We start from the raw sequence: 26,022 nt of genomic DNA on the forward strand, positions 1-26,022 counted from the left end.
TTTCAACCATGCTATTTAATTCATTCAGCTTCCTGCTAGGCTTCCTGCCGGTCACCCTGATCGGCTACTTCCTGCTCGCGCGGCGCAACCCGACCTGGGGCGTGGCATGGCTGGCGCTGGCCTCCATTTTCTTCTACGGCTGGTGGGACGTGCGCTACGTGCCGCTGCTGCTTGGCTCTGTGGTGATCAATTACGGCAGCGCGCAAGCGATCCGCCGCGCACAGGGCAGTGCGCGCACCTGGTGGCTGGCCGGTGCGGTCGCCGCCAACCTTGTGCTGCTTGGCTATTACAAATACGCGAACTTCTTCTACACCAGCCTGACCGGACACCATTCCGACGCGCTGCAGGTGGTGCTGCCGATCGGCATATCGTTCTTCACCTTTACCCAGATCGCCTTCCTGGTCGACACTGCGCGCGGTTTTGTGCAGGAAGGGCGCTTTATCCACTACCTGCTGTTCGTCACCTATTTCCCGCACCTGGTGGCCGGTCCCGTGCTGCACCACAAGGAAATGATGCCGCAGTTCGCCGACCCGCGGAATGCGCTGCCGCGCGCGGATAATTTTTCCGTCGGCGCCACCATCTTCATCATCGGCCTGGCGAAGAAAACGCTGCTCGCCGATACGCTGGCGCCCTATGCGAACGCTCTGTTCGCAGCGCCGGGCGAACCTACACTCCTGGTGGCGTGGGGCGGCGTGCTGGCTTATGCTTTCCAGCTGTACTTCGATTTCTCCGGTTATTCCGATATGGCGATCGGCCTTTCGCGCCTGTTCGGCGTGAACCTGCCGCTGAATTTCAATTCGCCCTACAAGTCCTTCAACATCGTCGAATTCTGGCGCCGCTGGCATATGACGCTGTCGCGCTTCCTGCGCGACTACCTCTACATCCCGCTCGGCGGCAACCGCCACGGCGCCGTGCGCGCCAAGGTCAACCTGATGGTGACCATGCTGCTGGGCGGCTTGTGGCACGGCGCCAGCTGGAATTTCGTGGTATGGGGCGGGCTGCACGGCCTATATCTCGTCATCGCGCACGCCTGGCAAATGTTCAAGGACCGCATGGGCTGGAAAGGGAACGGCGGCCGCGCCGGGCGTTTCGCGGCATGGGCGCTGACTTTCGTCGCCGTGACGTTCGCCTGGGTGTTCTTCCGTGCGGCGGACCTGCCATCGGCGCTGCGCATCGTGGCCGGCATGGCCGGTCATTCAGGAGTGACCTTGCCCGACGCCATCGGCGCGCGACTGGGCGGCTTTGCACATACGCTGGAGCAGCTTGGCATTGGCTGGACGCTGGGCGGCGGCACACAGTTCATTGAAACCTGGTCCTGGGTGATTCTTGCGGCCCTGGTTGCCTTCCTTGCGCCGAACACGCAGCAGATCATGCACCGTTTCACCCCGGCGCTGGACCACGATGGCACGGCGGCCCCGGCGCGCCTGTCCTGGCTGCCGGCGCCGCGTCCCGCCTTCGCTGCGGGGCTGCTGGCAGTGGCCTGCCTGCTTGCGCTGTCGCGTCCAAGTGAATTCCTTTATTTCCAGTTCTGACCATGCCAAACGTCTCGCATCATCATTACCTGCGCAAACTGGGCCTGGCCATGCTGGGGGGCTTCCTGCTGGTGGCCAGCGTGGTTGTGCTGGCCGACCCCTACGATTTGTACGGCGTAGTGCGTAAGCCCGGCCTGAATGCGAAGAAACCGGTGCCGACCCGTTTCCGCAACGAGATCAAGCTGTCCGGCGCCGAGCGTGTCGGCGCCACCCAGTTCCTGGTCGGGAATTCGCGTGTTGAAGTCGGCTTCGATCCTGACAGCCCTGCGTTGGGCGGCGGCGCCTATAACCTCGGCTTGGCCGGCACCGGCACCATGACGGCGGTGGGGCAGCTGCAATATTTGCGGAGCACGGGCGTGAAACCCAAGCGCGTCATCGCCGGCATCGAATTCCACGATGCGCTGCTGGCGCCGGGCCAGCACGGCGGCGCTCGCCGCGTGCCGGCCGTGATGGCCGGCTGGAGCTGGCACGTGGAGAGCCTGTTGTCGCTGGGCTCCTTGCGCGACGCGGCTGCCACCTTCGCCATGCAGCGCGATAGCGAAGCCGAGACCATGACGGCGCGCGGCCTCAATCCGCTCAGCGAATACGAAAAGTATGTGCGCTACGAAGGCTATTACAAGATCTTCCGCCAGCGCGCGGAGGAGAACGCTGCCACGCTGGTGCGCAAGGCGCCGGGCGACCTCGATCGCGGCGGCTTGCACGAGGAATTGCGCACCTTGCTGGAAGCGGCGGCGCGCGACAACCCGGGCGTTGAAGTCCATGTACTGTTCTACGCCTACCACGCGCAGTTGATGGCGCTGTACGAAGCCAGCGGCTTGTGGCCGCGCTTTGAGGAATGGAAGCGCATCGTGCTGGAAGAAGTGGAAGCGGCGCGCGCCCGCTACCCGCAGGCGCGCATCATGCTGCATGACTTCAGCGGCTTCGGTGACTACAATTGCGAACCGATCCCCGGCCCCGGCGACAAAGGCCGCACACACTGGTACTGGGAAGCGGGACATTACAAGCCTGCACTGGGCGAGGTGATGATGGAGCGTATGCTGTCCGGTGTGCCGGCCGGCAGTTTCGGCATGGACCTGAACTTGCAGAACCTGGAGCAGGACCGCCAGCGTATCGCCAGCGAGCGCGCCACCTGCGCGGCGGCGCATCCGGAACTATTCACCGAAGCGCGCGAACTGGTCGAGCGCGCGCAACGCCGGCAAGGAAAGGGGATCTAAGATGGAAATGAAACGCATCAACGCAGGCAAGCTGCGCGCCATCGGCTATGACGAGAGCGCGCGCGTGCTGCGCGTCGAATTCGACGACGGCAGCGCCATTGATTACGACGGTGTCGCGCGTGACGTATGGCAGCGCCTGTCCACTACGGGCAGTGCGTGGAGCTTCTACCGCGACAATATCGAAGAAGAGTACACCGGCCGCAAAGGCCGCGCCAAACCGCAGGCGGGCACACGCCCCCCCGGCCTGGACGACCTTTTCGGCGGGTAAGACTACATGTCTTTCAGTCCGGTGATGGCGTAGCCTTTGCTGCCCATCTGCTGGATCAACTGGTCGATATGGTAGTTGGGCAGGATTTGCACATCATCATCGACTTCCAGTGATTGCTCGGCTGGCAGCCAGTCGGTGTTGATGGCTTCTTGCGGGATGGGTTTGCCCTCGGGCACGGCGAGGTAGGAAAAAATGCCGTTGTGTTCGGCACGACGATAGATATCCAGGCGCATCTTCATCTCCCTTCAACTAAGTCCTACGCACAGGCTGCGTAACGCTTTGATTCTACTCCGCTTGCGCGGCGACGGCCATGCAAGTTTAGCGGCCGAGTGAACTCAGCACGGCAAAGTTGACCTGGGTCATCAAATCGTAGCGTCGGCGCATCTCGGCGCGTTTCTTCGATGGAATTTCTTCCATCTCGGGCGCTTGCAAAGGCGCGCAACCCATTTGCCAGTCGCCATCCGCACGCTGTGTCGCGCCGAATTCCTGCCATAGGCTGTCGTAGTCAGCCTTGACCTTGCCCTTGCGCATGGACTTGGCACAGACGGTGCGGTTGTGGTTGCCGACCAGGACCAGGTGATCGCAGCCGACAGCGTGGCCCAGCTGGCTGGCCAGGCGCACCAGCAGGTTCTTTGGACGCAAGCCATGCAAGTCGCGCGTCGCTTCGCGCGATAGTTCGAGCCCGGCGCCGCATTGCGGGCCCTGCACGCAGCCAATACCAACTTGGCGTAGCGCACCTTCCTGCACAAAGGAGAAGGCCAGCGAGTACACCAGGGTGCCCTGGCACATCAGCTGTAACACCAGCTCGCCTTCGCGTTCCATCGGGACTACGGCGCGAAGTTCGATGGTATAGTTGGCCCCCGATTTCCCCGTAAAGCAGGCCAGTTGCAGACCACCGCGCGCGGCCTGCACCACGGCGTCCCCCAGGCCTTGCTGGACAATAAAACGGTAGTGGTCGCCAAGCGCAGCCAGGCGGCGCTGCTGGCACAGGCGTTTGCTGAGCCAGGGACGGTAAATTTTATGGATCAGGCGCGGCTGCGCCTTGGCCAGTTCGCGCAGGGACGGGTGGGAGTTGAGCAATTCCAGCCAGCCGCGCGTGAGGCGCGGGGCGGTCATGGCGCGGGCATGCAATTTCAGCGCCGAGGTGAGCCGGGACAGCGAGGACTTTGGCTCCAGGCCGGAATTCAGCGTGATTGCGTGCAGATACATTGCGTTATTTATTTGAAACAGTGCGTTACAATCTGCTAATGCTAAATGCGCGCACTGGTTTGGGGCAATACTGTAAGCACACCTACGTGTATCACTTATAGCTTTCCTCAAGTCAACATATGCTTCACTGCGGCTTATTTCAAAAGTGAATAAGATTGCTACGTTAAACCCTTAGTTGCGTTTTTTTCCTTATGCGTTTTCCGTTCTTGTTGCCGACAGCCGGGTTCATCGTCACCTACCTGCTGTTCGACTGGATCAGCTATGTTGAGCCGCTGTTCGGCCTGAACATTACCCCGTGGAATCCTGACACTGCGCTGGGTCTGGTGTTCTGGCTGGTGTATGGCCGGCGCGCGGCACTGCCCTGGTTCCTGGCCCTGGTGGCGGGCGATGTGCTGGTGCGCGGCATGCCGGGCGGCTGGTCGGGCACCTTGCTGACGGCGGCCTGGCTGACTTGCGGCTATGGCATGCTGGGCGAAACTTTGCGCCGCGTGCTGGGCGGGCTGCCGATCTTTAATTCCCGCGACAGTTTTTACCGCTGGCTGGCCATCGTGGCCGCAGGCACCTTGCTGAATGCGGTGGGCCATATCAGCTTGCTGGCCTGGCTTGGCCTGGTGCCTTGGAGCGAGTGGCTGCGCGGTGTGTGGCGCTTCGGCTTTGGCGATCTGGTGGGGGTAGTGGTCAGCATGCCGCTGCTGCTTAAGCTGGCTAATCCGCAAGGCCGCGTCCATTTGCGCGAGGCCACATGGAAGCCGGAAACACTGGGCTACCTGGCGCTGGCGATTTTCGTGCTGTGGGCGGTATTCGGCTACATCGTTACGTCTGAATTCAAGCACTTCTACTTCCTGTTCCTGCCGCTGATCTGGGCCGCTTCGCGCCAGGGCGTGAACGGTGCGGCGCTCGTGGTATTCGTGCTGCAGATGGCGATCGTCACCCTGGTCAAGGCCAACCATGCCAACAACATCACCGTGTCCGAGCTGCAGATGCTGGACGCGGTGCTGGCGCTGGTCGGCTTCTTCGTCGGCATCGTGGTTGACGAACGGCGCCAGGTGGCGGAAGAATTGAAGCAGACCTTGCGCCTGGCTGCCGCCGGCGAAATGGCGGCGGCCCTGGCGCATGAACTGAACCAGCCGATGACGGCGCTGGCGGTCTATGGCAAGGCTTGCGAGCACCTGCTCGCGCGCGGCGAAGTGGGCGACCTGCTGAAAAACGCCATCGGCCAGATGATCAACGAATCGGCGCGTGCAGCGGACGTGGTGAAGCGCCTGCGCGACTTCTTCCGCACCGGGGCCATGCAGCTGGAAAGCGTGGGCTCCGCTACCCTGATGGCCGGCATCGTGCAGCAATTCCGGCCGCAGTTTATCGAGCATGGGGTGCAGCTGACGGTAGCCGAGGCGCCGTCGCTGCTGGTGCAGGTGGACCGCCTGCAAATCGAACTGGTGCTGCGCAACCTGCTGGCCAACGCCCTCGACGCCGTGCGCATGAGGCCAGCCGGCCAACGCAGCATCGAGCTCACGGCGGAGAACATCGGCGGCAAGCTGCGCTTCACGGTGGAGGATAGCGGCGAGGGCCTGACGCCGCAGGCGGCCGCACGCCTGTTCGAGCCATTTGTCTCAACCAAGGCCACCGGCATGGGCCTGGGCTTGGTGCTTAGCCGCGCCATTGTCGAGGCCCACGGCGGGACTTTGTGGGGCGAGGTTGCCGCCCATGGGGTGTTTCGATTTATACTGCCGGCGCTGGACTCTGGAGAATAGCCTTGTCAAACCTTACTGTATTCATCGTCGACGATGATCCTTCGCTGCGCGACGCGCTTGGCCTTCTGCTGGGCGTACGCGGCTACCGTACCGCCGTTTTCGCCAGCGCCGAAGCCTTTTTGCAGGCCTGGCTGCCCGAGTGGTCTGGCTGCCTGGTGGCCGACATCCGCATGGGCGGCATGGACGGACTGACGCTGCAGCGCAAGTTGAATGAAATGGGTTGCCTGCTGCCGGTGATCATCGTGACCGGCCATGGCGACGTCAGTTCGGCGCGCGAAGCCTTCAAAGCGCGCGCTGTGGATTTCCTGGAAAAGCCTTTCGACGACGACAAGCTGATTTCAGCCATCGAAGAAGCGTTCTCGATGCAACAGCGCCAGCGCCAGGACCAGGACCGCCGCAACCAGCGCGACCAGTTGCTGGCCGAGCTGACGCCGCGCGAGCGCGAAGTGTTCGAATTGGTGGTGATGGGCCGCCACAACCGCGAAATCGCACCGCAGCTGAATATCAGCGTGCGCACCGTGGAGGTGCACAAAGCCCGCCTGATGGCCAAGCTGGGCGTGGACAACGTGGCGGACCTGGTGCGTGTCGCCCTGCGCGAATAAGGTTTAGCTGCTACGCTTAAGCTGCGCGCCAGCGCAGCACTACTTCCATAACCTGCTGCGGCGTGATCGCCGTCATGCAGCTGCAAGCCGCCTTGTCCTGGCAGCTGCCGCAAGCCTGGGCTGCGCTCAGGTTGACTGCGCGCTCGCCCAAGGCGCCCCAGCGCGCGATATCGATAGGTTTAATTGGCGGGAACAGGCCGAGGGTGTTGCGGCCCATGGCCGCTGACAGGTGCAGCGGGCCGGTGCCGCTTGCCACCAGGCCGTCGGCGCGGCCGATCAGGGCCAGCAGCTCGCGCAAATCCAGTTTTCCGCACACATTGTTCACATTCGGCAGCTCCAGCAGGGCCGGCGCCTGCTGGGCCAGCAGCTCGCCTTCGGCCGCACTGCCGGTCAGCCAGATTTTCACGTCGCCATAAGCTTGCAGCAGCCGCGCCAGTTCGGTGAAGTGGCCCAGCGGCCATTCGCGGCCATTGCCGTTCGACTTGGTATGCAGGATCACGTTGCAACCGCCTTCACCCAGCAACGCATCGACCTTTTCGCTGGACGGCGGCAGCAAGCCGTACATCGGCCAGACTTCCTGCAGCGGCGGGATGTCGGTCAGGCCCAGTGGGCGCAGCAGCTCGAAATTGAGCTGGGCTTCATGCAGCTGCGATTTCACGCGGCTGAAATGGAGCAATTCGTTGCAGCTGAACCAGTGGTAGAAGCGGTGGCTGGTGCCAATGCGGCGCGCAATGCCGGCGCGCCAGGCGGCAAGAGCGATGCGGCGCACGGGGAAGGCCAGCAGCACCGTGTCGTAGCCGGCGGCACGCATATGCTGCGCCAGGTCGGGCAAGTCTTCCAAGGCCAGCACTTCGTCCACGTTCTTGCACTGGCCGACCGTGTGGGCGGCATAGCGGCGCACCAGGAAGGTGATATGCACGCCGGGATAGCGCAGTTTCAGCCAACCGGCGCTCGGCAGGGTGAGTACCACGTCGCCGATATTGTCGGTGCGGGTGACCAGGATGCGGCGCGGCTGTTTCCCAGCATTCGCACCTTTCGTCACATACAGGCAGATGCCGGCCAGGCTGCAAGCCATGGTGATGTAAAAGAGTTTGGTCGCCATCAACCAGAACATCACGTCGGTCAGGCCAAAGCCGATATAGCACACCACCATCACCATGCCCGCCAGTGCGGCAGGGCGCTGGCCCTTGTCTTCCGCGTGCAGCATGTGGCGGAAGAACTGGAACGGCGCCGCGTACATGGCCAGCAGCAGGCTCAGGTCGAGCAGGCCGCCGGTGGCCAGCGTGTGCAGGATGTCATTATGGCTGCTGCTGAAACCCAGCGCCGGGCCTTGCTGCATCAGGCCCTGGTTGGCCAGCGCATGCAGTGCCATGTCAAAGTTGTCGCGGCCTACGCCCAGCCAAGGGTGGGCTTTGATCATCAGCCAGGAAGCCTTCCACAATTCCATGCGTACGCCAAGCGAAGTGGTGACGTCGCCGCGCTCAAAATAGGCATGGAGGTCGGAGAGGCCGATTGCTACGCGCTCTTCCACGCCGGTGGCGGGAATGAAGTAGGCCAGTATGCACAGGACGGCCGCCACGGCCAGTACCACCAGCATGCGCTTGCCGTGCATGCGGCTGCCGTAGCGCGCCAGCGGCACTGCGGCGAGTATCATGGCAAGCCAGCCGCCGCGCGCGCCGGACATCGCCGATGCGACCAGGCCGGCAAGCAATGCCAGCGGAGCCAGGTAGCGCATCAGGCGCGAGGTATTCAGGCTGCATAGCGCCATCAGGCCCATCGCCACCGCCAGGTCGCCGAAGGTGATTGCGTGGTGGGTAAAGCCTTCTGCCCGCGGCGGCGTGCCATCGGGGAACGGGACACCCCAGGCATGGACCTGCAGCGTGCCAATAATGGCCGCGGCGACTGTGCCAACGAAAAGCCCCAGCCAGAAATACTTCACACGCGGTTTCAGATAATAGAACACGCCGATGCACGACAGGCCAAACAACATGCGCGAAGGGCCGTCCAGGGTGCGCAGTGGCTGCTGGTCGGTGAACATGCGCACCAGCGAGACCAGGAAGTAGGCGCTGAAGGCGAACACCATGAAGCGCACGGCGCTCCAGTTGTCGCGATAGCAATCGAATACGCCGTCGCGGAAGTGCCAGATGAACAAGACCAGCGCCATCGCCAGGATAGAGCCGACACCGAATGGCGTGGTCAGCGCAAGTGCCGGCAAGGCAAATACCATCAGGTTGGGGAGCAGGCGTGTCTTGGCAGGCGTTAAATCGTGGGTTTCCAGCATGGAAAGCGCTATCGAGCGGGGGCGAAAAATGGCCGATTATAGCAGCCGGGCCGCGCCAGCCCTTGCCCAGACGTGTGTTGTTGCCCTTGCGGCAATCGGTAATAATGCCTGGCTACAGGAACTGGAAAATGGATGACATGAACCCGCAATCGGCCCGCACCCTGGTGATCTCGCCCAACTGGATCGGCGACGCCGTCATGGCGCAACCGCTGCTGCAGCTGCTGAAGGCTGCCCACCCGGAGCGTCCGATCGACGTGCTTGCGCCGCCGGTCGTGTCGCCGGTCTGGCGACAGATGCCGGAAGTGGCCGAGGTGCTCGAGACCCCATTCCGCCATGGTTCGCTGCAGCTGAAGGAGCGCTGGCGCTATGCGCGCCTGCTGCGCCAGCGCGGTTACGCCGATGCCTACATCCTGCCGAACACCCTGAAATATGCCTTGATCCCCTGGCTGGCCGGCATCGCGCGCCGTGTCGGCTACAAGGGCGAGAGCCGTTATGGCCTGATCAACGTCATGCACCATGACGACACGCCGCCAAGGCCGATGGTGCCGTTTTACGCGGCGCTGGCCGACGTGCCGGGCGCGCCGCTGCGCAGCGGCCTGCCCAAGCCGCGCATGGCCGCCAGCGGTGCCCAGGTGGCTGCGGCATGCGCTAAAGTCGGCCTGGATCCGGCCCGTCCGCTGGTGGTATTCGCTCCGGGCGCAGAATTCGGCGGCGCCAAGCGCTGGCCTCAGGCCCATTTCGGCCAGCTCGCCCAGCACATCCTGGCGCGCGACCCGCAAGCCCAGGTTGCGTTGCTAGGCTCTCCCAAAGATGCCGATACCTGCAACGAGGTAATTGCGGCTGCCGGTGCGCCATCTGGCCTGGTCAGCCTGGCCGGCAAGACTTCGCTGGCCGACGCGGTGGCCCTGATCGCCCGTTCGGCTGCGGTGGTCAGCAACGATTCCGGCCTGCTGCATGTGGCGTCGGCCCTGAATCGCCCGGTGATCGCCATCTACGGCCCGACCGACCCCGACCACGCCCCTCCATTCTCCGACATGGCCGCCTCGATTTCGCTGCGCCTGGAATGCTCGCCATGCCGCCAGCGCGAATGCCCGCTCGGCCACCAGAACTGCATGCACGGAATCAGCGCCGGCCAGGTGTGGCAAACGCTTGAACCGATGATCAACCGTTGACGATGGGCTGGGCAATGATCCACAGGCTTAGCAGGGTGTAAGCCACCATCAGCGCCAGCATCGGCAACTGGCTGCGGGCAGCCCGCGCGCCGAACTGGCGCAGGGCAGTCTGGTGCCCCAGCCATACCGCCGCCACGTGGCCGGCCACGATGGCGAACAGCGACACATACCACACCATGCGCGCATCGACGATGCCCAGGCGGATGAAGTAAAAGCGTGTGCCAAACAAATCCCAGCCCAGGTTGAGCGGGTCGGAAGCCAAAGGAATCAGGTATTGCCCTGCCATCGCCAGGAAGGACAGGTAATGGGCGAAATGGTAGGCGATGGCGATCGGCACCAGTGTCAGCACATACCAGCCGGCCGTCTGCGCTAGCCCAGCTCCGCCGCCGCACCACGCGATTGCGCGGCACACAACCAGGTAGACCAGCAGGAATAGCGCCGGCAACAGGCACAGGGCGCCCGCGCGCAGCAAGGCTGGCGGCGCGTCCAGCGCGGTTTGCAGGTCCAGCCAGGGTTGCGTTTCCAGCAAGCCGTCGAAGCTGACGGAGGCCAGCATCAGCATCACCAGAACGATATGCGACCAGCCTAGCGGCGCTTCAACCAGCAGCCCGGCGCTGAAAGGGCGTAGTTGCCAGCGCCCGTCATGCACACGATTGGGCGCAAAGCGCGCCAGCAGGCCAAAGACCACGGCAAACACTTCCCCATGTTCGAGCCAGCAACGGCGGCCGAACAGATACATGCCGAGCCAGGACAGGCCGGAATAGGCGAGCATGGCGGCGGCCAGGCGGGCCGGCTGCTCGCTTCCCTCCCAGTTAAGTTCCATGTTCACGAAGACGAAGAACAGGATAGCGGCCGGCCACACGCCGCCCCACGCCGGCCAGGCCAGCTTGCCGGGGCGCTCGCCCAGCGTCCAGCGGTAAATGGTGTCGATGGGATTGACCAGTGCCCACAGGTCGCCCAGCAGGGCCGCTACGAAGGCCATGCCGACCCACCAGACAGCCCATACCATGGGTGGCGCGATATTCTTGAACGGATTCTGGGTGCCGACAAATCCCGCGCAGAGGACCAGCAGGAAGAGGGCCAGCACGGCAGCGCGCGACACCGTCGCCAGTACGCCTGCCAGGGGAATGTGTTCCAGCACGGTGAACGCCTGCCCGGTTGCGCGCGGCTGCATATTGCGCTGGCGCGCCAGCAGCAGGAAAGTGACCGCTACGGTTGCCCCGGCGCCGCTCATGAACATCCATAACGGTAGCGGCAGGTCGAAGCGCTGGCCGAAGCCGTGCGCCAGCGCCGGCAAGGGAAGGGCTGCCAGCAGCCAGCGCTTCATCGGGGCACGACTTCCACGTAAAGCAGGGCTGGTGCGTGGTGGTGGCCCTTGCCATGCGCCGCCAGGGGGAAGCGGCCCAGGGCCTGCGCCTGGAGCTGGAAGCGGCCCGGGGTTCCAGCCTTGAGCGTCAGATGCAGATCATAGCCATGAAGGTGGAGGTCCATCGGGCTATCGCTGCGCAATTCGAGGACCAGGGTGTCGCCCTGCGGCACGCGCACGGTGGGCGCCGGGTCGGCGATGCGCTGCTGCCTTACTTCGAAACTGGCATTCTGTTGCGCGGCCCACACAGGGGCACCCGCCAACAGCGTTAGCGTTGCAAACAGCCAGTGAGGGCGGGGCAGGCGCATATGGTGATTCTAGCCCGGCAGGCGTAATATTCAACGTCTGACCCTGCAAAAGAAGGAGTGGACCATGCGTATCCGTTTCCTGCTTCCCCTCGCAGTCGCCCTGGGCGTGCCCGCCCTGGCCAGCGCCGAAATCCTGGCGATGATGAACTACGAAACCAAGTCCCCCGAATCGCTCAAGGCCCTCAAGAGTCCGGTGGCGCCGGGCGCACGCAAGGAAGGCATCGCGATCGTCGATGTCGATCCAAGCTCCAAGACCTTCGGCAAAATCGTCAAGGACATCCCGCTGCCGGCCGACCTGGTGGCGCACCACATCTTCTACAACCACGATATGAGCAAGGCCTATATCACGGCGCTGGGCAAGCCCGAGCTGCGCGTGATGGACATGAAGTCCAAGGACTACGCCATGACCACCGTCAGCATGCCCGATTGCAGCATCGGCGAGGATGTCGCTTTTTCGCCTGACCACAAGCATTGGTACGTCAGCTGCATGGGCAGCCAGTCCATGGTGGTAGGCGACGCGATGAGCGACAAGGTGCTCAAGACGATTAAGGTGGCAGCGCCATATCCGCATGGGCTGGCAGTTTCGGGCGGCGCCGACCGCATCCTGCTGACATCGACCGTGCGCGCCTCAGACCTGGGCGATGCGGGCGAGGTGATCAGTGCCGTGGAGGCCAGCAGCGGCAAGGTGCTGGGCACCTACAAGGTATCGAAGAAAGCTTCGCCCGCCGGCGAGGCGCCGGTGGAAATCCTGTTCGTGCCGAATGCGAAACCGGCCGTGGCCTATGTCACCAATATGTATGGCGGCACTTTGTGGACCGCCAGCTGGAATCCCTCGAAAAAGGATTTCGAAGTCGCGCAAGTCTATGACTTTGCCGATGCCAAGGCCGGCGTGCCGCTGGAGATCTACTTCAACAGGCAGGCTTCGCGCATGTACATCACCAGCGCCAAGCCGGGCCAGTTGCACATCTTCGACATCTCGGCCAAGGCGGGCGAGCCCAAGCTGCTCAAATCCATCGCCGCGGCGGAGGGTGCGCACCACGTGGCCTTCACCAAGGACGGCAAATATGCCTTCGTGCAGAATGCCTTGCTTAACCTGCCGGGCATGAGCGACGGCTCGGTCACCGTGATCGATTTGCAGACCGGGGCCGTGGTCACCAGCATGGATACGCTGAAGAACTCCGGCCTTAACCCCAACAGCATCGTGCTGCTGCCGAAGTGGAACGAGATGATGGGGCACTGAGCCTGGCGCCGGGGATATACTTGCGGCATGACCCCGCTTGTCCTTATTCCCGGCTATATGCTGGATGACGCCTTATGGGATGGCATGCTGCCTTTCCTGCCTCCCGAACTTCCGCTGCATTTCGCCAGCCTGGCCGAAGGCGATTCCATTGCCGCCATGGCGCAAGCCATCCTGGCCAAATGCCCGAAGCAATTCAGCCTGCTGGGCTTTTCGATGGGCGGCTACGTTGCGCGTGAAATCGTGCGGCTGGCGTCTGATCGCGTACAAACGCTGGCGCTGGTCGCCACCTCTAGCCGCGCCGACCTGCCGCTGCAAATCGAGCAGCGCAGCAAAGCCGCCCGCGCCAATCCGATCGGCGCCTTCCGCGGCCTGGGACGCGCCGCCATCGCGCAATCGCTGCATCCCGATAACGCCGGCAACGAAGCGCTGGTCGCACATGTGCGCATCATGGGTGAGCGCCTTGGCCGCGAAGTCTTCGTGCGCCAGTCGCTGATCGTGCGCGATGCCGACACGAGCCGCCTGTCCGACATCCAATGCCCCACGCTGGTCGTTGCCGCCGCCGAAGACCAGCTGCGCAGCCCCGAGGAAGCGCGCGAGCTGGCCGACGGTATTCCCGGCGCGCGCCTGGTGACAATACCCAACGCGGGCCACCTCATCCCTCTCGAACAAGCGCAGGCGCTCGCTAGCGCCATCTCTGCGATTTTTCGATAGCTTCTGCATAAAGCGGCGAAGCGTGGGCTTGCCAGCCATGTTGCGAAGCCAGCCCGGTGCCGCGCAACGGCCCGCGCCTGCCGATGCAGCAGGTCAGCTTCGCCAGCAAGGATCGCGCTTTCACTGGCTACTTCAGCGCTGGCTCAATCAGCGCTTCGCCGCCAGCCGTGCAAAGATAATCAGGCCAGCTTGAAGCGGCCCACCTGGCCGGTCAGGCGACCCGCTTCATCCTGCATGGCGCTGGCTGCGGCGGCTGCCTGTTCCACCAGGGCGGCATTCTGCTGCGTCACGTTGTCCAGCTGGACGATCGCCTGGTTGACCTGTTCGATGCCCACCGTCTGCTCGCTGCTGGCTGTGGCGATCTCCGACATGATGGAGGTGACGCGCTGGATGCTGGCGACCACCTCGTCCATCGTGCTGCCGGCCTGGTTCACCAGTTCACTGCCGGCCTGCACCTGCTGCACCGTATTGTTGATCAAGTCCTTGATCTCGCCGGCCGCCTGCGCGCTGCGCTGCGCCAGGCTGCGCACTTCACTGGCCACCACGGCGAAGCCGCGTCCCTGTTCGCCGGCGCGCGCCGCTTCCACAGCTGCATTGAGTGCCAGGATATTGGTCTGGAAAGCGATGCCGTCGATGACCGCGATAATGTCGACGATCTTGGTCGAGGCGGCATTGATCGAGCCCATGGTGTGAACCACCTCGCTCACCACGCTGCCGCCGCGTGTCGCCACATCGGAAGCGGTGGCAGCCAGGTCGCGTGCGGTGCGGGCATTATCGGCGTTGTTGCGCACGGCCGATGTGAGCTGCTCCATCGAGGAGGCCGTTTCTTCCAGCGTGCTGGCCTGGTGCTCGGTGCGGGCCGACAGGTCGTGGTTGCCGGACGCGATCTGCTGCGAAGCGGTGGCGATGCTTTCCGTGCCGTGCCGCACCTCGCTCACGATGCCGGCCAGGCTGTCGTTCATCGCCTTCAGTGCCTTCAGCAACTGGCCCGCCTCGTCGTCGCCATGCGCTTCGATGCGGCGGCTTAAATCGCCGTCCGCCACCGTCTGCGCAATCTGCACCGCTTCGTTCAGCGGCTTGACGATGGAGCGCGTCGTCAGCCAAGCAAAGCCGATGCCGAGCATGACCGCCGCTACGCCCAGCGTGATCAACAGGTTGCGGCCGCTATGATTGCCGGCCTGGATTTCGTCGGCAACCGCATCCAGGTAGTTGTGCTCGGCCGCCGTCACTTCGTCCAGCGCGCCAAGATAGGTCACGCGGCGCGCCTCCATGTCGATGAACAGGCGCTGCGCCGCTTCCATATCGCCGTCGGCCTTGGCCTTGTAGACCGCCTTGCGCTGGTCGACGTATGCCTTGCGGCTGGCCAGGACTTTTTCGTAGGCGCTGCGGGAGGCGGGGTTGGTCAGGAATTTGGCGAGCAAATCCTGGATTTCGGTAGCGCGGCCCGAGGCGGCCTTCATTTGCGCTTCGATGGATTTCTGCTGCTCGGGATCGGACACCATATATGCCGCGGTGGTGCGCGCAGCATTCACTTCGACTACCTTTTGCCACTCCGCCACCAGACGCTCGTTGCGAACGTTTTCGGCGACCAGGGCCTCGGTCTTGGCACTAGCGCTTTGCAAGCGCATGATGCCCACCACCGTCATCGCCGCCAGCAAAACCAGCACCACGGCAAAAGCCAAACCAAGGCGCGCCCCTATTTTGAGGTTCTTCATCGAGATTTCCTCCCAGAATTGGTTTCACGATAGTAACCCCAAATCGCGGGCCCAAGCGAGCGCCATTGCTGAGAATTTTTGATAGTATGCTGCACAAAATACAACGCGGGTTTATAACTAGAATGCTTTTGTCCAATCTGTCCGACCTGATTTCCCGCCTGCTGCCTGCCCGCAAGCCAGCGCAATCGATGGAGCGCAAGGAAGTGCGCAAGGCCTTGATCGATACCCTGCAGCCGCTGTTGATGGCGCAAGGCTTCACGCGCTTCCACGGTGCGACCGCCTGGCGCCGTAGCGCGCAGTGGATTGACGTGGTGGAGATCGACTTTGTCGACACGGTAAGCTACCGCCGCGACTCACCCACGCTTGGCGTGGGGCGCTATCTTGCGTTTGCCCCGCGCGATCCGTTCTCCCGGGAGGTAAAGCTTATCGAAGGCCAGTTATGCCCAACGTCGGCTGAGTGCCACTTGCGCAAGGTGATGTTTCGCCTCGATCAGGCGCAAGGCACAAGCTGGGTGGTTTGCGATGAGCGCGACCTGCTCGCATGCTGCACGGAGGCGCAGCGCTTGCTCAACGAGCGCGTCTTCCCATGGTTTGTGTGGCTCGACGACATGGGTACGGTCCTGAAATTGCTGCGCAAGGGGAAACCGGACGTCGAAGGCAATTCGCGCGATCCCATGCGGCGCGGAACCTGGAATTACGACAGTTACTTCAGCCGCCAGGTTGTCGCCGGGATTGCGGCATTCAGATTGGGGCAATGGACCCTCTGCGCAGAAATCCTCGCGCCGGTATTGGACCGCGGAGGACTCCTGGTGCGCAACAAGAAGGTGATTCAACTGCCGGCGCAATCGCTCTCGCTGGTCCGCAAGGCCCTGGAGGCTGCGAACCTTCGAAAGGGTACCACCGTCACATCAGGATGACGTCGTACTGCTCCTGGTGGTAGGTGGTTTCCACCTGCAGTGAGATCTTTTTGCCGATAAAGTCGCCCAGCATTGCCAGGTGCTGCGATTCTTCTTCCAGGAACAGGTCCACCACTTCCTGTGAGGCGAGGATGCGGAATTCGCGCGGGTTGAATTGCTTGGCTTCGCGCAGCAGCTCGCGCAGGATCTCGTAGCAAATCGTGCGCGAGGTCTTGACCTGGCCCTTGCCTTCGCAGGCAGGGCAGGGCTCGCACAGGATGTGGGCCAGCGATTCGCGCGTGCGCTTGCGTGTCATTTCCACCAGTCCCAGCGCAGAGAAGCCGGATACCGACACCTTGGTGCGATCGCGCGCCAGGGCTTTCTTCAGTTCCGCGAGCACGGCGTTGCGGTGCTCGCTGTTCTCCATATCGATGAAGTCGAGGATGATGATGCCGCCCAGGTTGCGCAAGCGCAGCTGGCGCGCAATGGCATGCGCCGCTTCCAGGTTGGTTTTGAAAATCGTGTCGGCGAAATTGCGGCCGCCGACAAAACCGCCGGTGTTGACGTCGATCGTCGTCATGGCTTCGGTCTGGTCGACGATCAGGTAGCCGCCGGACTTCAGGTCAACGCGGCGTCCCAGGGCGCGGTGGATTTCTTCTTCCACGCCGTACAGGTCGAACAGCGGACGCTCGCCGGTGTAGTGCTGCAATCGCGGCAGGACCGACGGCGTGTAGACGCGGCCAAACTCCGTCAGCGACAGGAAGTTTTCACGCGAGTCGACCTGGATAGTGGCCGTCTCGTCGTGCACGAAGTCGCGCAGCACGCGCTGCGCCAGGTTCAAGTCCTGGTGCAGCAGGGAAGTCGGTGGCCGGGTGCGCGCGCCGTGGCATATCGCACCCCAGGTCTTGCGCAGGTATTCGATGTCGGCCTGCAGGTCGCTGTCCGAGGCTTCTTCGGCCTGGGTGCGCACGATGTAGCCGCCTTTTTCTTCCGGCGGCAGCAGGCTTTGCATGCGCGCACGCAGGGCTTCGCGGTCGGACTCTTTCTCGATCTTTTGCGAGATGCCGATATGGCCGTCCTGCGGCAGGTAGACCAGCATGCGGCCGGCGATGGAAATCTGGGTCGACAGGCGCGCGCCCTTGGTGCCGATAGGGTCCTTGATCACCTGCACGGTGAGGACCTGGCCGTCGAACAGCAACTTCTCGATCGGGGTCGGGGTGGCGTTCTGGGCGCCGTCATGCGGGCGGGCTTCCCAGATATCGGCAACGTGCAGGAAGGCTGCGCGCTCCAGGCCGATGTCGATAAAGGCCGACTGCATGCCGGGCAGCACCCGCACCACTTTGCCGGAATAGACGTTGCCCGCCAGGCCGCGCGTCAGGGTACGCTCGATATGCAGTTCCTGAACGGAGCCTTGCATGATCAGGGCGACACGGGTTTCCTGCGGGGTGATATTAATGAGGATGTCTTCGTTCATCAGGGGAGCTTTAATCCTGCCTGGCGCAGAAGTTGCGCCGTTTCGTACAGCGGCAGGCCCATGATGCCGGAGTGGCTGCCTTCGATGTGTTCTACAAACAGGGCGGCCAGGCCCTGGATGCCATAGCCGCCGGCCTTGTCGTAAGGTTCGGTGGTGGCGCAGTAGGTCTTGATCTCGGCTTCCGTCAGCTTGCCGAAGCGAACATCGGAGATCTGTGTGATATGGCCGGAAAAGTCTTGCGAGTGCACAGCGACCGAGGTCAGTACCTGGTGGGTACGGCCCGACAGCTTGTGCAGCATTTCAGTCGCTTCGCGCACATTGGCAGGCTTGCCGAGGATTTCGCCGTCGATGGTGACGGTGGTATCGGCGGCCAGGATGGGGCGCAGAATCAGGCGGCGTCGCTGGATGATGTCCCAGGCGAAATCGGCTTTTTCCTGGGCCACGCGGCCGACATAGGCCAGCGGTTCCTCGCCGGGAGTGACAGCTTCGCTCACATCCGGACCGCGCGGGCCGTCGTTACGCAGCAATAGCAACTCGAAGTCCACGCCGATCTGGCGCAGCAATTCGCGCCGGCGTGGACTCTTGGAAGCCAGGTAGATCTTCTTTTCGACCAGTTTCATCGGTTGCCTTAAGGGTTAGACACGATGATAAGGGTGGTTTTGCGTTATTGTCCACGCCCTATACAACTGTTCGGCCAACATGACGCGCACCATGCCATGCGGGAGGGTCAGGCTGGACAGGCGAATCATGCCTTCCGCCTTGGCTTTCAGCCCCGGATCGAGGCCGTCGGCGCCGCCGATCAGGAAGGCGGTATCGCGGCCATCCTGCTGCCAGGCTTCCAGCTGCTGGGACAGGCCCACGCTGGTCAGGTCCTTGCCGCGTTCATCGAGGGCGATGATGCGTACCGATTTGGGCAGTGCCGCCTCGATACGCTCCCTTTCCAGGGCCATGGCGGTGGCGGCGGTCTTGCTGCCGGAACGCTCAACGGGCTTGATTTCCTTCAGCACGATGCGCAGTTCCGGCGGCATGCGTTTCACGTATTCGGTGAAGCCGCTCTCAATCCAGGCCGGCATTTTATGGCCGACCGCAGCGATGATCAGCTGCACTTACTCTGCCGCAGCGGCCTTCTTCAGGCGCTTGATGACGGTTTTGACCGGGGTTGCGGCTGCACTGGCGGCTTTCTTCTCCTTGGCTGCCTTGGCGGATGCCTCGGCGGTCTTGGTGGAAGCGACCTTCACTTTCTTGCCTTCCGGCGCGACGACTTTCGGCGCTTTCTTGACGGCGGCTTTCTTTGCAGCGGCGCCGGCAGCGGCGGTTGCCTTGGCGGTGCCTGGCTTCTTGGCCGCTGGCTTTTTCTCGATCACCGCTTCGGCGGCCTTGGCGGCCTTGGTGGCAGCCAGGTGGCCGGATTTCTTCGGCGCGGCTTCCTTGGCAACTGCTGCCTTGCCTTCGGTGGTGGACTTGCGCTTGGCGGCGCCCAGTTTCACCGGCTTCTCGCCCCAGATTTCTTCCAGGCGGTAGTAAGCGCGGATCGGCGCCTGCATGATGTGGACGATCATGTCGCCCAGATCCACCAGTACCCATTCGCCGGTGTCTTCACCCTCGATGCCGATCACGTCGCCGCCGGCTTCCTTCACCTTGTCGCGCACGGACGCAGCCAGTGCCTTGGTCTGGCGGTTGGAAGTACCGGAAGCGATGGCGATGCGGTCAAAGAGGCTGGTCAGGCCGGTGGTGTCGAATACGACGATTTCCTGGCCCTTAACGTCTTCCAGGGCGTCGACGACGAGGGTTTGCAGTTTTTTAATATCCATTATTTAGTTCTTATACAAATTATGTTGTTCAATATAGTCTAGCACTACCGGTGGCAGAAGCGAGTTCGCCCCTTCCCCCCGTTGTAATGCAGCACGAATGGCAGTGGCCGAGATGTCGACGGCCAAATCGGCCGCCAGCATGGTCCTGCCCGCCGGGGTGTTCCTGACCTGCTCCGGCGTGGCCAGGCGGCGCTGGAATTCAGCTGCCACCTCGGCCGGCACGTGGGCGTCGTCCAGCTCGAAGCCGGGCCTGGCCGCCACGCAGAAGTGGGCCAGGTCGAACAGGTTGCGCCATTCGTGCCAGGTGTTCAGTCGCTGCAGCTGGTCCGCGCCCATCAGGAAGGCCAGCGCTACATCGGGCCCCACATCGGCGCGGATCGCCCGCAGCGTTTCAATCGTATATGTGGCGCTGCCACGCGCCAGTTCCTGCCAGTCGATGGTGACTGGGCAGGAGAGGCCCTGGAAGGCCAAAGTCAGCATGTCCACCCGCTGCTGCGGCGTCGCTACCAGCGCGCCCTTTTGCCAGGGCAGTGCCGGAATCACCAGCAGCGCATCGGCCTTCAGTTTTTCAGCAAAGAGTTTGCCGAGCATGACGTGGCCGTTGTGCACCGGATCGAAACTGCCTCCCAGCAGTGCGATGCAGCGTTTCACTCGGCCAGCCAGTCGCGGTGCGGGAGGAAGTCGGTATACAGCGCCGCTTCCGCGCTGCCGTCTTCCGGATGCCAGTCGTAACGCCATTTGACGATAGGCGGCATGGACATCAGGATTGCTTCCGTACGGCCGCCGGACTGCAGGCCGAACAGGGTGCCGCGGTCGAATACCAGGTTGAATTCGACATAGCGTCCGCGGCGGTACGCCTGGAAGTCGCGTTCGCGCTCGCCGTACGGCGTGTCCTTGCGCGCTTCCAGGATGGGCAGGTAGGCGGCCAGGAATGCGTCGCCTACGCTGCGGGTCATTTCAAAACTCTTTTCGAAGCCGAGCGCGTTGAAGTCATCGAAGAAGATGCCGCCCACGCCGCGCGCCTCCTTGCGGTGCTTCAGGTAGAAGTACTCGTCGCACCATTTCTTGAACTTCGGGTGCAGGTCTTCGCCATACGGCTGCAGGGCGTCGTGGCATGTCTGGTGGAAGTGCTTCGCGTCTGCGTGGTCGCCGTAGTAGGGCGTCAGGTCCATGCCGCCGCCGAACCACCACACCGGTTTGCCGTCGGCGGTGCTGGTGCTGAAGAAGCGCACATTCATGTGCACGGTCGGCGCGTATGGGTTACGCGGGTGCAGCACCAGGCTCACGCCCATTGCTTCCCAGGGTTGGCCGCCCAGCTCCGGGCGGTGCGCGGAAGCCGATGGCGGCAGCTTGGCGCCGGTCACGTGGCTGAAGTTGCAGCCGCCGCGCTCGAACACATTGCCTTCTTCGATCAGGCGCGAAATGCCGCCGCCGCCTTCCGGGCGCTCCCACGCATCGCGCAGGAATGGCTTGCCGTCCACATTCTCCAGCGCGGAGATGATGCGGTCTTGCAGGCCAAGCAGCCAGGCTTTGACGTCTTGTGGGTTGGGGGCGGTCATTTTGCTTTTTGTGCTCTCTTTAAAACCGATAAACCGGTGTCAGACCCGCAGGGTCTGACACCTGATACGCGGCGGTCGCGGGCCGGGGTGCCTGACCCTGAGGGTCAGGCACCGTATTGCCGGTTTTAGTGCTTCAGGCCGCGCCAGCCGATATCGCGGCGGAACTGCACGCCTTCAAAGCCGATCTTGTCGACCGCTTCGTAAGCCTGCTTCTGCGCCATCTTGATGTTATCGCCCAGGCCAACCACGCACAGGACGCGGCCTCCGGAGGTGACCAGCTTGCCTTCCGCATCGTCGCTGGTACCAGCGTGGAAGGTCACGGAATCGGCGGTTTCCGCCGGGATGCCGTGGATATGGTCGCCCTTGCGCGGCGCGTCAGGGTAGCCGGAGGCTGCCAGCACCACGCCAACGGCGGTGCGGCGGTCCCATTCCAGTTCCACCTGGTCCAGGGTGCCGTTGACGGCGTGTTCCATTACGCCCAGCAGATCGGTCTTCAGGCGCGACATGATCGGCTGGGTTTCCGGGTCGCCCATGCGGCAGTTGAATTCCAGCGTCTTCGGCGTGCCGGCGGCGTCGATCATCAGGCCGGCGTACAGGAAGCCGGTGAACTGGATGCCGTCTTTCGCCATGCCCTGGATGGTAGGCATGATGATCTCGCGCATCACGCGCGCATGCATGGCTGGGGTCACGATCGGGGCAGGGGAGTAGGCACCCATGCCGCCGGTGTTCGGGCCCTGGTCGTTGTCCTGCAGGCGCTTGTGGTCTTGCGAAGTAGCCAGCGGCAGCACGTTCTTGCCGTCGCACATGACGATGAAGGAGGCTTCTTCGCCAGCCAGGAATTCTTCGATCACGATGCGTGCGCCGGCGTCGCCGAAGGCGTTATCGGACAGCATGTGGTCGACGGCGCCGTGGGCTTCTTCCAGGGTCATGGCAACCACCACGCCCTTGCCTGCGGCCAGGCCGTCGGCCTTGATCACGATCGGCGCGCCCGTTTTGTCCACGAAAGCGTGGGCAGCCTTGGCGTCGGCGAAGGTTTCGTATTCGGCGGTTGGAATGCCGTGGCGCTTCATGAAGGCCTTGGCGAAATCCTTGGACGATTCCAGCTGCGCCGCTTCGCGGGTCGGGCCGAATACTTTCAGGCCGCGTGCGCGGAACAGGTTGACGATGCCGGCAGCCAGGGGAACTTCCGGGCCGACCACGGTCAGGCCGATGTTTTCCTGCTCGACGAAGTCGGCCAGTTGCACCAGGTCGGTGATCGGCACGTTCTGCAGGCGCACGTCGCGCGCGGTGCCGCCATTGCCAGGTGCAACATAGACCATCTGTACGCGTTCCGACTGCGCCAGTTTCCAAGCCAAAGCGTGTTCACGGCCGCCCGAGCCGACTACCAGGATCTTCATAAGGATTATTCTTCGATGACAGCGTTGGTATAGATTTCCTGGACGTCGTCCAGGTTTTCCAGTGCATCCAGCAGCTTTTGCATCTTGGCCGCGTCTTCACCGGTGAATACGGTTTCGGTGGCAGGTTTCATGATCACTTCCGCCACTTCCGCCTTGAAGCCTGCCGCTTCCAGCGCATCTTTCACGCCTGGGAAATCGTGCGGGCCGCACAGCACTTCGATGCCGCCTTCTTCGTCGGTCACCACGTCTTCGGCGCCGGCTTCCAGTGCCGCGTCCATCAGCTTGGCTTCGTCTGTGCCCGGAGCGAAGAGGAACTGGCCGGTGTGCTGGAACATGAAGGCAACCGAACCTTCGGTGCCCATATTGCCGCCGTATTTGTTGAAGGCATGGCGCACTTCTGCCACGGTACGCACGCGGTTGTCGGTCATGCAGTCGACGATGATCGCTGCGCCGCCAATGCCGTAGCCTTCGTAACGTACTTCTTCGTAGTTGGCGCCGTCGCCGCCGCCCGTGCCGCGGGTGATCGCGCGGTTCACGTTGTCCTTCGGCATATTGGCATCAGCTGCCTTGTCGACTGCAAGGCGCAGGCGCGGGTTGGAGTTCAGGTCGCCCCCGCCCATGCGTGCCGCCACCGTGATTTCTTTGATCAGGCGGGTCCAGATTTTGCCGCGTTTGGCGTCTGTTGCAGCCTTTTTGTGCTTAATATTGGCCCATTTGCTGTGTCCAGCCATGTTCAAATTTCCTTAGACGGTATGCAATCGAGGGCGACATTCTAGCATACCGGCCCCTCTGGAAAATTGTCGCGCCGGCGCGACCAATTGCGTGACTTCACCCTCGAAAGGAATGTTTAGTAGATTTCCTCAGGGTATTTCATCGGCTTGTAAAGTTAATATCGTAAAACATAACTTTTACAATGAAGGAGACCTATGGATCGTCGGCAATTTATCAAATTGGGCGGTTTTATTACTGTATCGGCCGCTACCGGCGGCCTGGTAGGTTGCGGCGGCGGTACCACCAGCCCTGCGCCAGCACCTGGCACCCCGCCCGCGTCCGGCGCCAACTGGAAATTTCCGCAAAGCGTTGCCTCCGGCGACCCGCGTTCCGACAGCATCATGCTCTGGACCCGCGTGGTCCCGGCCTCGATGGACGATGTGGCCGCCGTCACCGCCAAGAGCGGCGTCACCGTGCGCTTGCAAGTGACGGCCGCGGATAACGCCGCCTCCCTGGGGAGCAACAAGGCCCTCGACGGCGCCGCCGTAGTCGATGTGCAGCTGGAACTGAATGCCGATTTCGACAACACGATCCGCAACAAGGTCACCGGCCTGCAGCCAGGCCAGGTTTACTTCTACCAGTTCACTGCGGGCGATATCCGTTCCAATGTGGCCCGCTTCAAGACCGCGCCCGCGGCCGACGCCAGCGTCGACCAGCTGAAGTTTGCTTATATGACCTGCCAGGACTGGAGCATCAACCACTGGGGTGCGATGGACCACATCGCCAAGAACGAGCAGCTGGACTTCATCGTCCACCTGGGCGACTATATTTACGAGACCGTGGGTGAAGCCTTCCAGGCCGGTTCCGTCGAGGCACGCCACAGCGGCGCCAGCGCCCTGGTGCTGCCGAACGGCACCTTCAAGAACGGCACTTCGGGCGCCAAATACGCGACCACGCTGGCCGACTACCGCTACCTGTACAAGAAATACCGCACCGATACCCGCCTGCAGGCCGTGCACGAGCGCTTCGCCTTCATCGCGATCTGGGACGACCACGAATTCAGCGACGACTGCTGGGGCGATACCCAGACTTATGCCGAAGGCGAGAAGCATGACACCCCGCGCCGCCGCAGCGCCAACCAGGCCTGGTTCGAATTCATGCCGGCCGACGTCAACCTGGACACCGGCGGCACCGGCTTCCAGAACATCAAGATCTACCGCGACTTCAAGTTCGGCAAGCTGATGCAACTGGTAATGACCGACGAACGCCTGTACCGCGCCGACCACGTGGTACCGGAGCAGATGGCCAACCCGGCCACCGGCCTGCCGCTGGGCAGCATCGGCGCGCGCTACCTGGTGGCGCAGGACCTGTACAACGGCGTCGAGGCGCAGAAAATGGCTGCCGCCGGCGCCGATCCGCTGTCCGCCGCCGCCATGCTGGGCGCCACCCAGCGCGAATGGTGGAAGTCCACCATGAAGGCGTCCAGCGCGACCTGGAAGCTGTGGGGCAACGAGGTATCGTTGCTGCGCATGGGCCTGAACGGTACCGACGCCATTGCTACCCTGTTCGCACTGCAGGCCATTCCCACCGTGGCCGCCAATATCGGCACCGCAGCCGCCACCTCGACCGGCGGCAATGTGGTGGTGGCGTCGGCCATCGTGGGCGCAATGACCGCCGGCGCTTCGGCCCCGGCGGCAGGTGCGGCCGCCATGGCCATCGCCGGCGTTGCAGCCAGCGGCGGCGACACCAGTGCGCGCCTGAGCGCAGCGGTTGGCGCCGGCCTGTCTTCGACCCAGGCCGGTGTGGCCGTGCTGGCGTTCGGCCAGGCGGAAAACATCGCCAAGGCTGGCGGCAATGGCACAGCGCAGGCTACCGCGGCGGCCCAGGGCATCGCGGTCGGCTACATCAAGGCCGACATCCAGGCCAACAAAGCGGCGTCGCCATTCGTGATCGCTTCCGGCAAGGCGGCCGCACTGGCGCCATACTTCCGCAAGTTCCTGATCAACTGCGACCAGTGGGATGGCTACAACGCCGAGCGCAAGGCCCTGATGGCGCACCTGAAGACCAATGCCATCGGCAACGTGGTGGCGCTGACCGGCGACATCCACTCCTTCTTCGCCGGCACCGTGAGCGACGATTACGATGCGGCGGGCGGCGGCACGCCGGTGATGGTGGACCTGGTATCGGCCGGCGTCAGCTCCGATTCCTTCTTCATCTACCTGCGCGATGCGGCAGCCAGCCTGGGCGCGGAACTGGCCACGCTGGTGTCCTGGCCACTGCACCTGCCGGTGCCGAACCTGGGCACCGTCGACCTGGACCTCAACCTGCTGGACTACACCATGGGCAAGGCGTCGCCGACCGTCGATTCGCTGGCTGCGACCTTGACCGTGCAGCTGCGCGGTGTGCTGGCTGCTAAGGGCGTGCCGGAAGCGGCGCTGGATGCGACTGTAGATGCGGTGCTGTCCGGCCTCAAGGCCGACGCAAGCTTCAGCGGCCAACTGGTGCCGCTGGCGCAGCAGCTGGCAGGCTTGAACAGCAACCCGCACCTGCGCCACGTGAACACCGACGCGCAAGGCTTCACAGTGGTGACGCTGACCGCAGCCTCGCTGACTGCGCAGTTCAAGCAGGTCAACAAGCTGGTGGCAGGTAATGCCCCGGCCAATGTGATCGCCAAGGTCACGACGGCTGCTGTGACGGCCGGCCAGGCGTCGGTCAACGTGTACTAAGCAAGCCGGAATCAAGGCAGGGCGGGCGCAAGCTCGCCTTTTTTTCGTCGCCAGCAAGCCCGCCAGCTTGCCGCTACAA

The 26,022-nt window shown here is 63.2% G+C and carries 25 protein-coding genes; 11 read left to right on the plus strand and 14 right to left on the minus strand.

Annotated elements, in window-relative coordinates:
• The first annotated feature begins 8 nt into the window (after window positions 1-8).
• From AC1RTP_RS11915 to AC1RTP_RS11925, 3 genes are read left to right on the plus strand one after another with little or no spacing between them, the layout of a single operon-like run.
• Complete coding sequence (locus AC1RTP_RS11915) at window positions 9-1,532, plus strand: MBOAT family O-acyltransferase (protein ID WP_498607737.1); 1,524 nt, start codon at window positions 9-11, stop codon at window positions 1,530-1,532.
• A 2-nt stretch (window positions 1,533-1,534) separates the two neighbouring features.
• Complete coding sequence (locus AC1RTP_RS11920; RefSeq protein ID WP_498607739.1) at window positions 1,535-2,746, plus strand: hypothetical protein; 1,212 nt, start codon at window positions 1,535-1,537, stop codon at window positions 2,744-2,746.
• Between the two features lies 1 nt (window position 2,747).
• Window positions 2,748-3,014: a KTSC domain-containing protein gene (locus AC1RTP_RS11925; RefSeq protein WP_498607741.1), complete on the plus strand. Its 267-nt coding sequence runs from the start codon at window positions 2,748-2,750 to the stop codon at window positions 3,012-3,014.
• A 2-nt stretch (window positions 3,015-3,016) separates the two neighbouring features.
• On the opposite strand, the gene AC1RTP_RS11930 is transcribed toward AC1RTP_RS11925, so the two are convergent.
• Window positions 3,017-3,247 carry a DUF6139 family protein gene (locus AC1RTP_RS11930; RefSeq protein WP_498608054.1) on the minus strand — a complete coding sequence of 77 codons (231 nt, stop codon included), beginning with the start codon at window positions 3,245-3,247 and terminating at the stop codon, window positions 3,017-3,019.
• 85 nt (window positions 3,248-3,332) lie between these two features.
• Window positions 3,333-4,223 carry a VirK/YbjX family protein gene (locus AC1RTP_RS11935; protein WP_498607743.1) on the minus strand — a complete coding sequence of 297 codons (891 nt, stop codon included), beginning with the start codon at window positions 4,221-4,223 and terminating at the stop codon, window positions 3,333-3,335.
• 191 nt (window positions 4,224-4,414) lie between these two features.
• On the opposite strand from AC1RTP_RS11935, the gene AC1RTP_RS11940 reads away from it, so the two are divergent.
• Window positions 4,415-5,974 (plus strand): ATP-binding protein, encoded by a 1,560-nt coding sequence (locus AC1RTP_RS11940; protein ID WP_498607744.1) that lies wholly within the window; start codon window positions 4,415-4,417, stop codon window positions 5,972-5,974.
• 2 nt (window positions 5,975-5,976) lie between these two features.
• Window positions 5,977-6,576, plus strand: coding sequence for a response regulator transcription factor (locus AC1RTP_RS11945; RefSeq protein ID WP_498607746.1), 600 nt, complete (start codon window positions 5,977-5,979; stop codon window positions 6,574-6,576).
• 16 nt (window positions 6,577-6,592) lie between these two features.
• Here the strand turns inward: AC1RTP_RS11945 and AC1RTP_RS11950 are convergent, their stop codons facing one another.
• On the minus strand, window positions 6,593-8,857 hold the full coding sequence (locus tag AC1RTP_RS11950) for a glycosyltransferase family 9 protein (protein ID WP_498607748.1): 2,265 nt from the start codon (window positions 8,855-8,857) through the stop codon (window positions 6,593-6,595).
• 137 nt (window positions 8,858-8,994) lie between these two features.
• On the opposite strand from AC1RTP_RS11950, the gene waaF reads away from it, so the two are divergent.
• Window positions 8,995-10,029, plus strand: coding sequence for a lipopolysaccharide heptosyltransferase II (gene waaF / locus AC1RTP_RS11955; protein ID WP_498608055.1), 1,035 nt, complete (start codon window positions 8,995-8,997; stop codon window positions 10,027-10,029).
• Here waaF and AC1RTP_RS11960 read toward each other — a convergent pair.
• Window positions 10,019-11,356: a hypothetical protein gene (locus AC1RTP_RS11960; protein WP_498607750.1), complete on the minus strand. Its 1,338-nt coding sequence runs from the start codon at window positions 11,354-11,356 to the stop codon at window positions 10,019-10,021. The genes waaF and AC1RTP_RS11960 overlap by 11 nt on opposite strands.
• Window positions 11,353-11,703, minus strand: a complete 351-nt coding sequence (locus tag AC1RTP_RS11965; RefSeq protein WP_498607751.1) for a hypothetical protein — start codon at window positions 11,701-11,703, stop codon at window positions 11,353-11,355. Before AC1RTP_RS11965 ends, AC1RTP_RS11960 begins: the two co-directional genes overlap by 4 nt.
• 64 nt (window positions 11,704-11,767) lie before the next feature.
• Between AC1RTP_RS11965 and AC1RTP_RS11970 the strand changes: the two genes are divergently transcribed.
• The 3 genes from AC1RTP_RS11970 to AC1RTP_RS11980 are packed head-to-tail and all read left to right on the plus strand — an operon-like array spanning window position 11,768 to window position 13,833.
• Complete coding sequence (locus AC1RTP_RS11970) at window positions 11,768-12,943, plus strand: YncE family protein (RefSeq protein WP_498607752.1); 1,176 nt, start codon at window positions 11,768-11,770, stop codon at window positions 12,941-12,943.
• Between the two features lie 27 nt (window positions 12,944-12,970).
• Window positions 12,971-13,654: an alpha/beta fold hydrolase gene (locus AC1RTP_RS11975; protein WP_498607754.1), complete on the plus strand. Its 684-nt coding sequence runs from the start codon at window positions 12,971-12,973 to the stop codon at window positions 13,652-13,654.
• Window positions 13,655-13,710: 56 nt separating this feature from the next.
• Complete coding sequence (locus AC1RTP_RS11980; RefSeq protein WP_498607756.1) at window positions 13,711-13,833, plus strand: hypothetical protein; 123 nt, start codon at window positions 13,711-13,713, stop codon at window positions 13,831-13,833.
• Here AC1RTP_RS11980 and AC1RTP_RS11985 read toward each other — a convergent pair whose 3' ends face one another.
• On the minus strand, window positions 13,834-15,369 hold the full coding sequence (locus AC1RTP_RS11985) for a methyl-accepting chemotaxis protein (RefSeq protein ID WP_498607758.1): 1,536 nt from the start codon (window positions 15,367-15,369) through the stop codon (window positions 13,834-13,836).
• 122 nt (window positions 15,370-15,491) lie between these two features.
• Here AC1RTP_RS11985 and AC1RTP_RS11990 point away from each other — a divergent pair, with 122 nt between their 5' ends.
• Window positions 15,492-16,286, plus strand: a complete 795-nt coding sequence (locus AC1RTP_RS11990) for a hypothetical protein (protein ID WP_498607760.1) — start codon at window positions 15,492-15,494, stop codon at window positions 16,284-16,286.
• Here the strand turns inward: AC1RTP_RS11990 and rng are convergent.
• The 8 genes from rng to AC1RTP_RS12030 all read right to left on the minus strand — a co-directional run bounded on the left by rng (window position 16,273) and on the right by AC1RTP_RS12030 (window position 23,237).
• Window positions 16,273-17,739 (minus strand): ribonuclease G, encoded by a 1,467-nt coding sequence (gene rng / locus AC1RTP_RS11995; protein ID WP_498607762.1) that lies wholly within the window; start codon window positions 17,737-17,739, stop codon window positions 16,273-16,275. The genes AC1RTP_RS11990 and rng overlap by 14 nt on opposite strands.
• Window positions 17,739-18,359 (minus strand): Maf family protein, encoded by a 621-nt coding sequence (locus tag AC1RTP_RS12000; protein ID WP_498607764.1) that lies wholly within the window; start codon window positions 18,357-18,359, stop codon window positions 17,739-17,741. The genes rng and AC1RTP_RS12000 overlap by 1 nt, the downstream gene beginning before the upstream one ends.
• 15 nt (window positions 18,360-18,374) lie before the next feature.
• Window positions 18,375-18,845: a 23S rRNA (pseudouridine(1915)-N(3))-methyltransferase RlmH gene (rlmH, locus tag AC1RTP_RS12005; RefSeq protein WP_130310589.1), complete on the minus strand. Its 471-nt coding sequence runs from the start codon at window positions 18,843-18,845 to the stop codon at window positions 18,375-18,377.
• The gene (gene rsfS / locus AC1RTP_RS12010; RefSeq protein WP_498607766.1) at window positions 18,846-19,550 is read right to left on the minus strand and encodes a ribosome silencing factor; all 705 of its coding nucleotides are present in this window, start codon (window positions 19,548-19,550) and stop codon (window positions 18,846-18,848) included.
• A gap of 3 nt (window positions 19,551-19,553) precedes the next feature.
• Window positions 19,554-20,201, minus strand: a complete 648-nt coding sequence (gene nadD / locus AC1RTP_RS12015; protein ID WP_498607767.1) for a nicotinate-nucleotide adenylyltransferase — start codon at window positions 20,199-20,201, stop codon at window positions 19,554-19,556.
• On the minus strand, window positions 20,198-21,109 hold the full coding sequence (hemF, locus tag AC1RTP_RS12020; protein WP_498607768.1) for an oxygen-dependent coproporphyrinogen oxidase: 912 nt from the start codon (window positions 21,107-21,109) through the stop codon (window positions 20,198-20,200). Before hemF ends, nadD begins: the two co-directional genes overlap by 4 nt.
• A 125-nt stretch (window positions 21,110-21,234) precedes the next feature.
• Window positions 21,235-22,506 carry a phosphoribosylamine--glycine ligase gene (purD, locus tag AC1RTP_RS12025; RefSeq protein WP_498607770.1) on the minus strand — a complete coding sequence of 424 codons (1,272 nt, stop codon included), beginning with the start codon at window positions 22,504-22,506 and terminating at the stop codon, window positions 21,235-21,237.
• A 5-nt stretch (window positions 22,507-22,511) separates the two neighbouring features.
• On the minus strand, window positions 22,512-23,237 hold the full coding sequence (locus AC1RTP_RS12030) for a YebC/PmpR family DNA-binding transcriptional regulator (RefSeq protein ID WP_155453426.1): 726 nt from the start codon (window positions 23,235-23,237) through the stop codon (window positions 22,512-22,514).
• Window positions 23,238-23,432: 195 nt separating this feature from the next.
• On the opposite strand from AC1RTP_RS12030, the gene AC1RTP_RS12035 reads away from it, so the two are divergent.
• Window positions 23,433-25,943 (plus strand): alkaline phosphatase D family protein, encoded by a 2,511-nt coding sequence (locus AC1RTP_RS12035; protein ID WP_498607772.1) that lies wholly within the window; start codon window positions 23,433-23,435, stop codon window positions 25,941-25,943.
• Window positions 25,944-26,022: the final 79 nt, after the last annotated feature.

It is taken from the genome of Pseudoduganella sp. GW821-FHT11H04, from assembly GCF_058807935.1.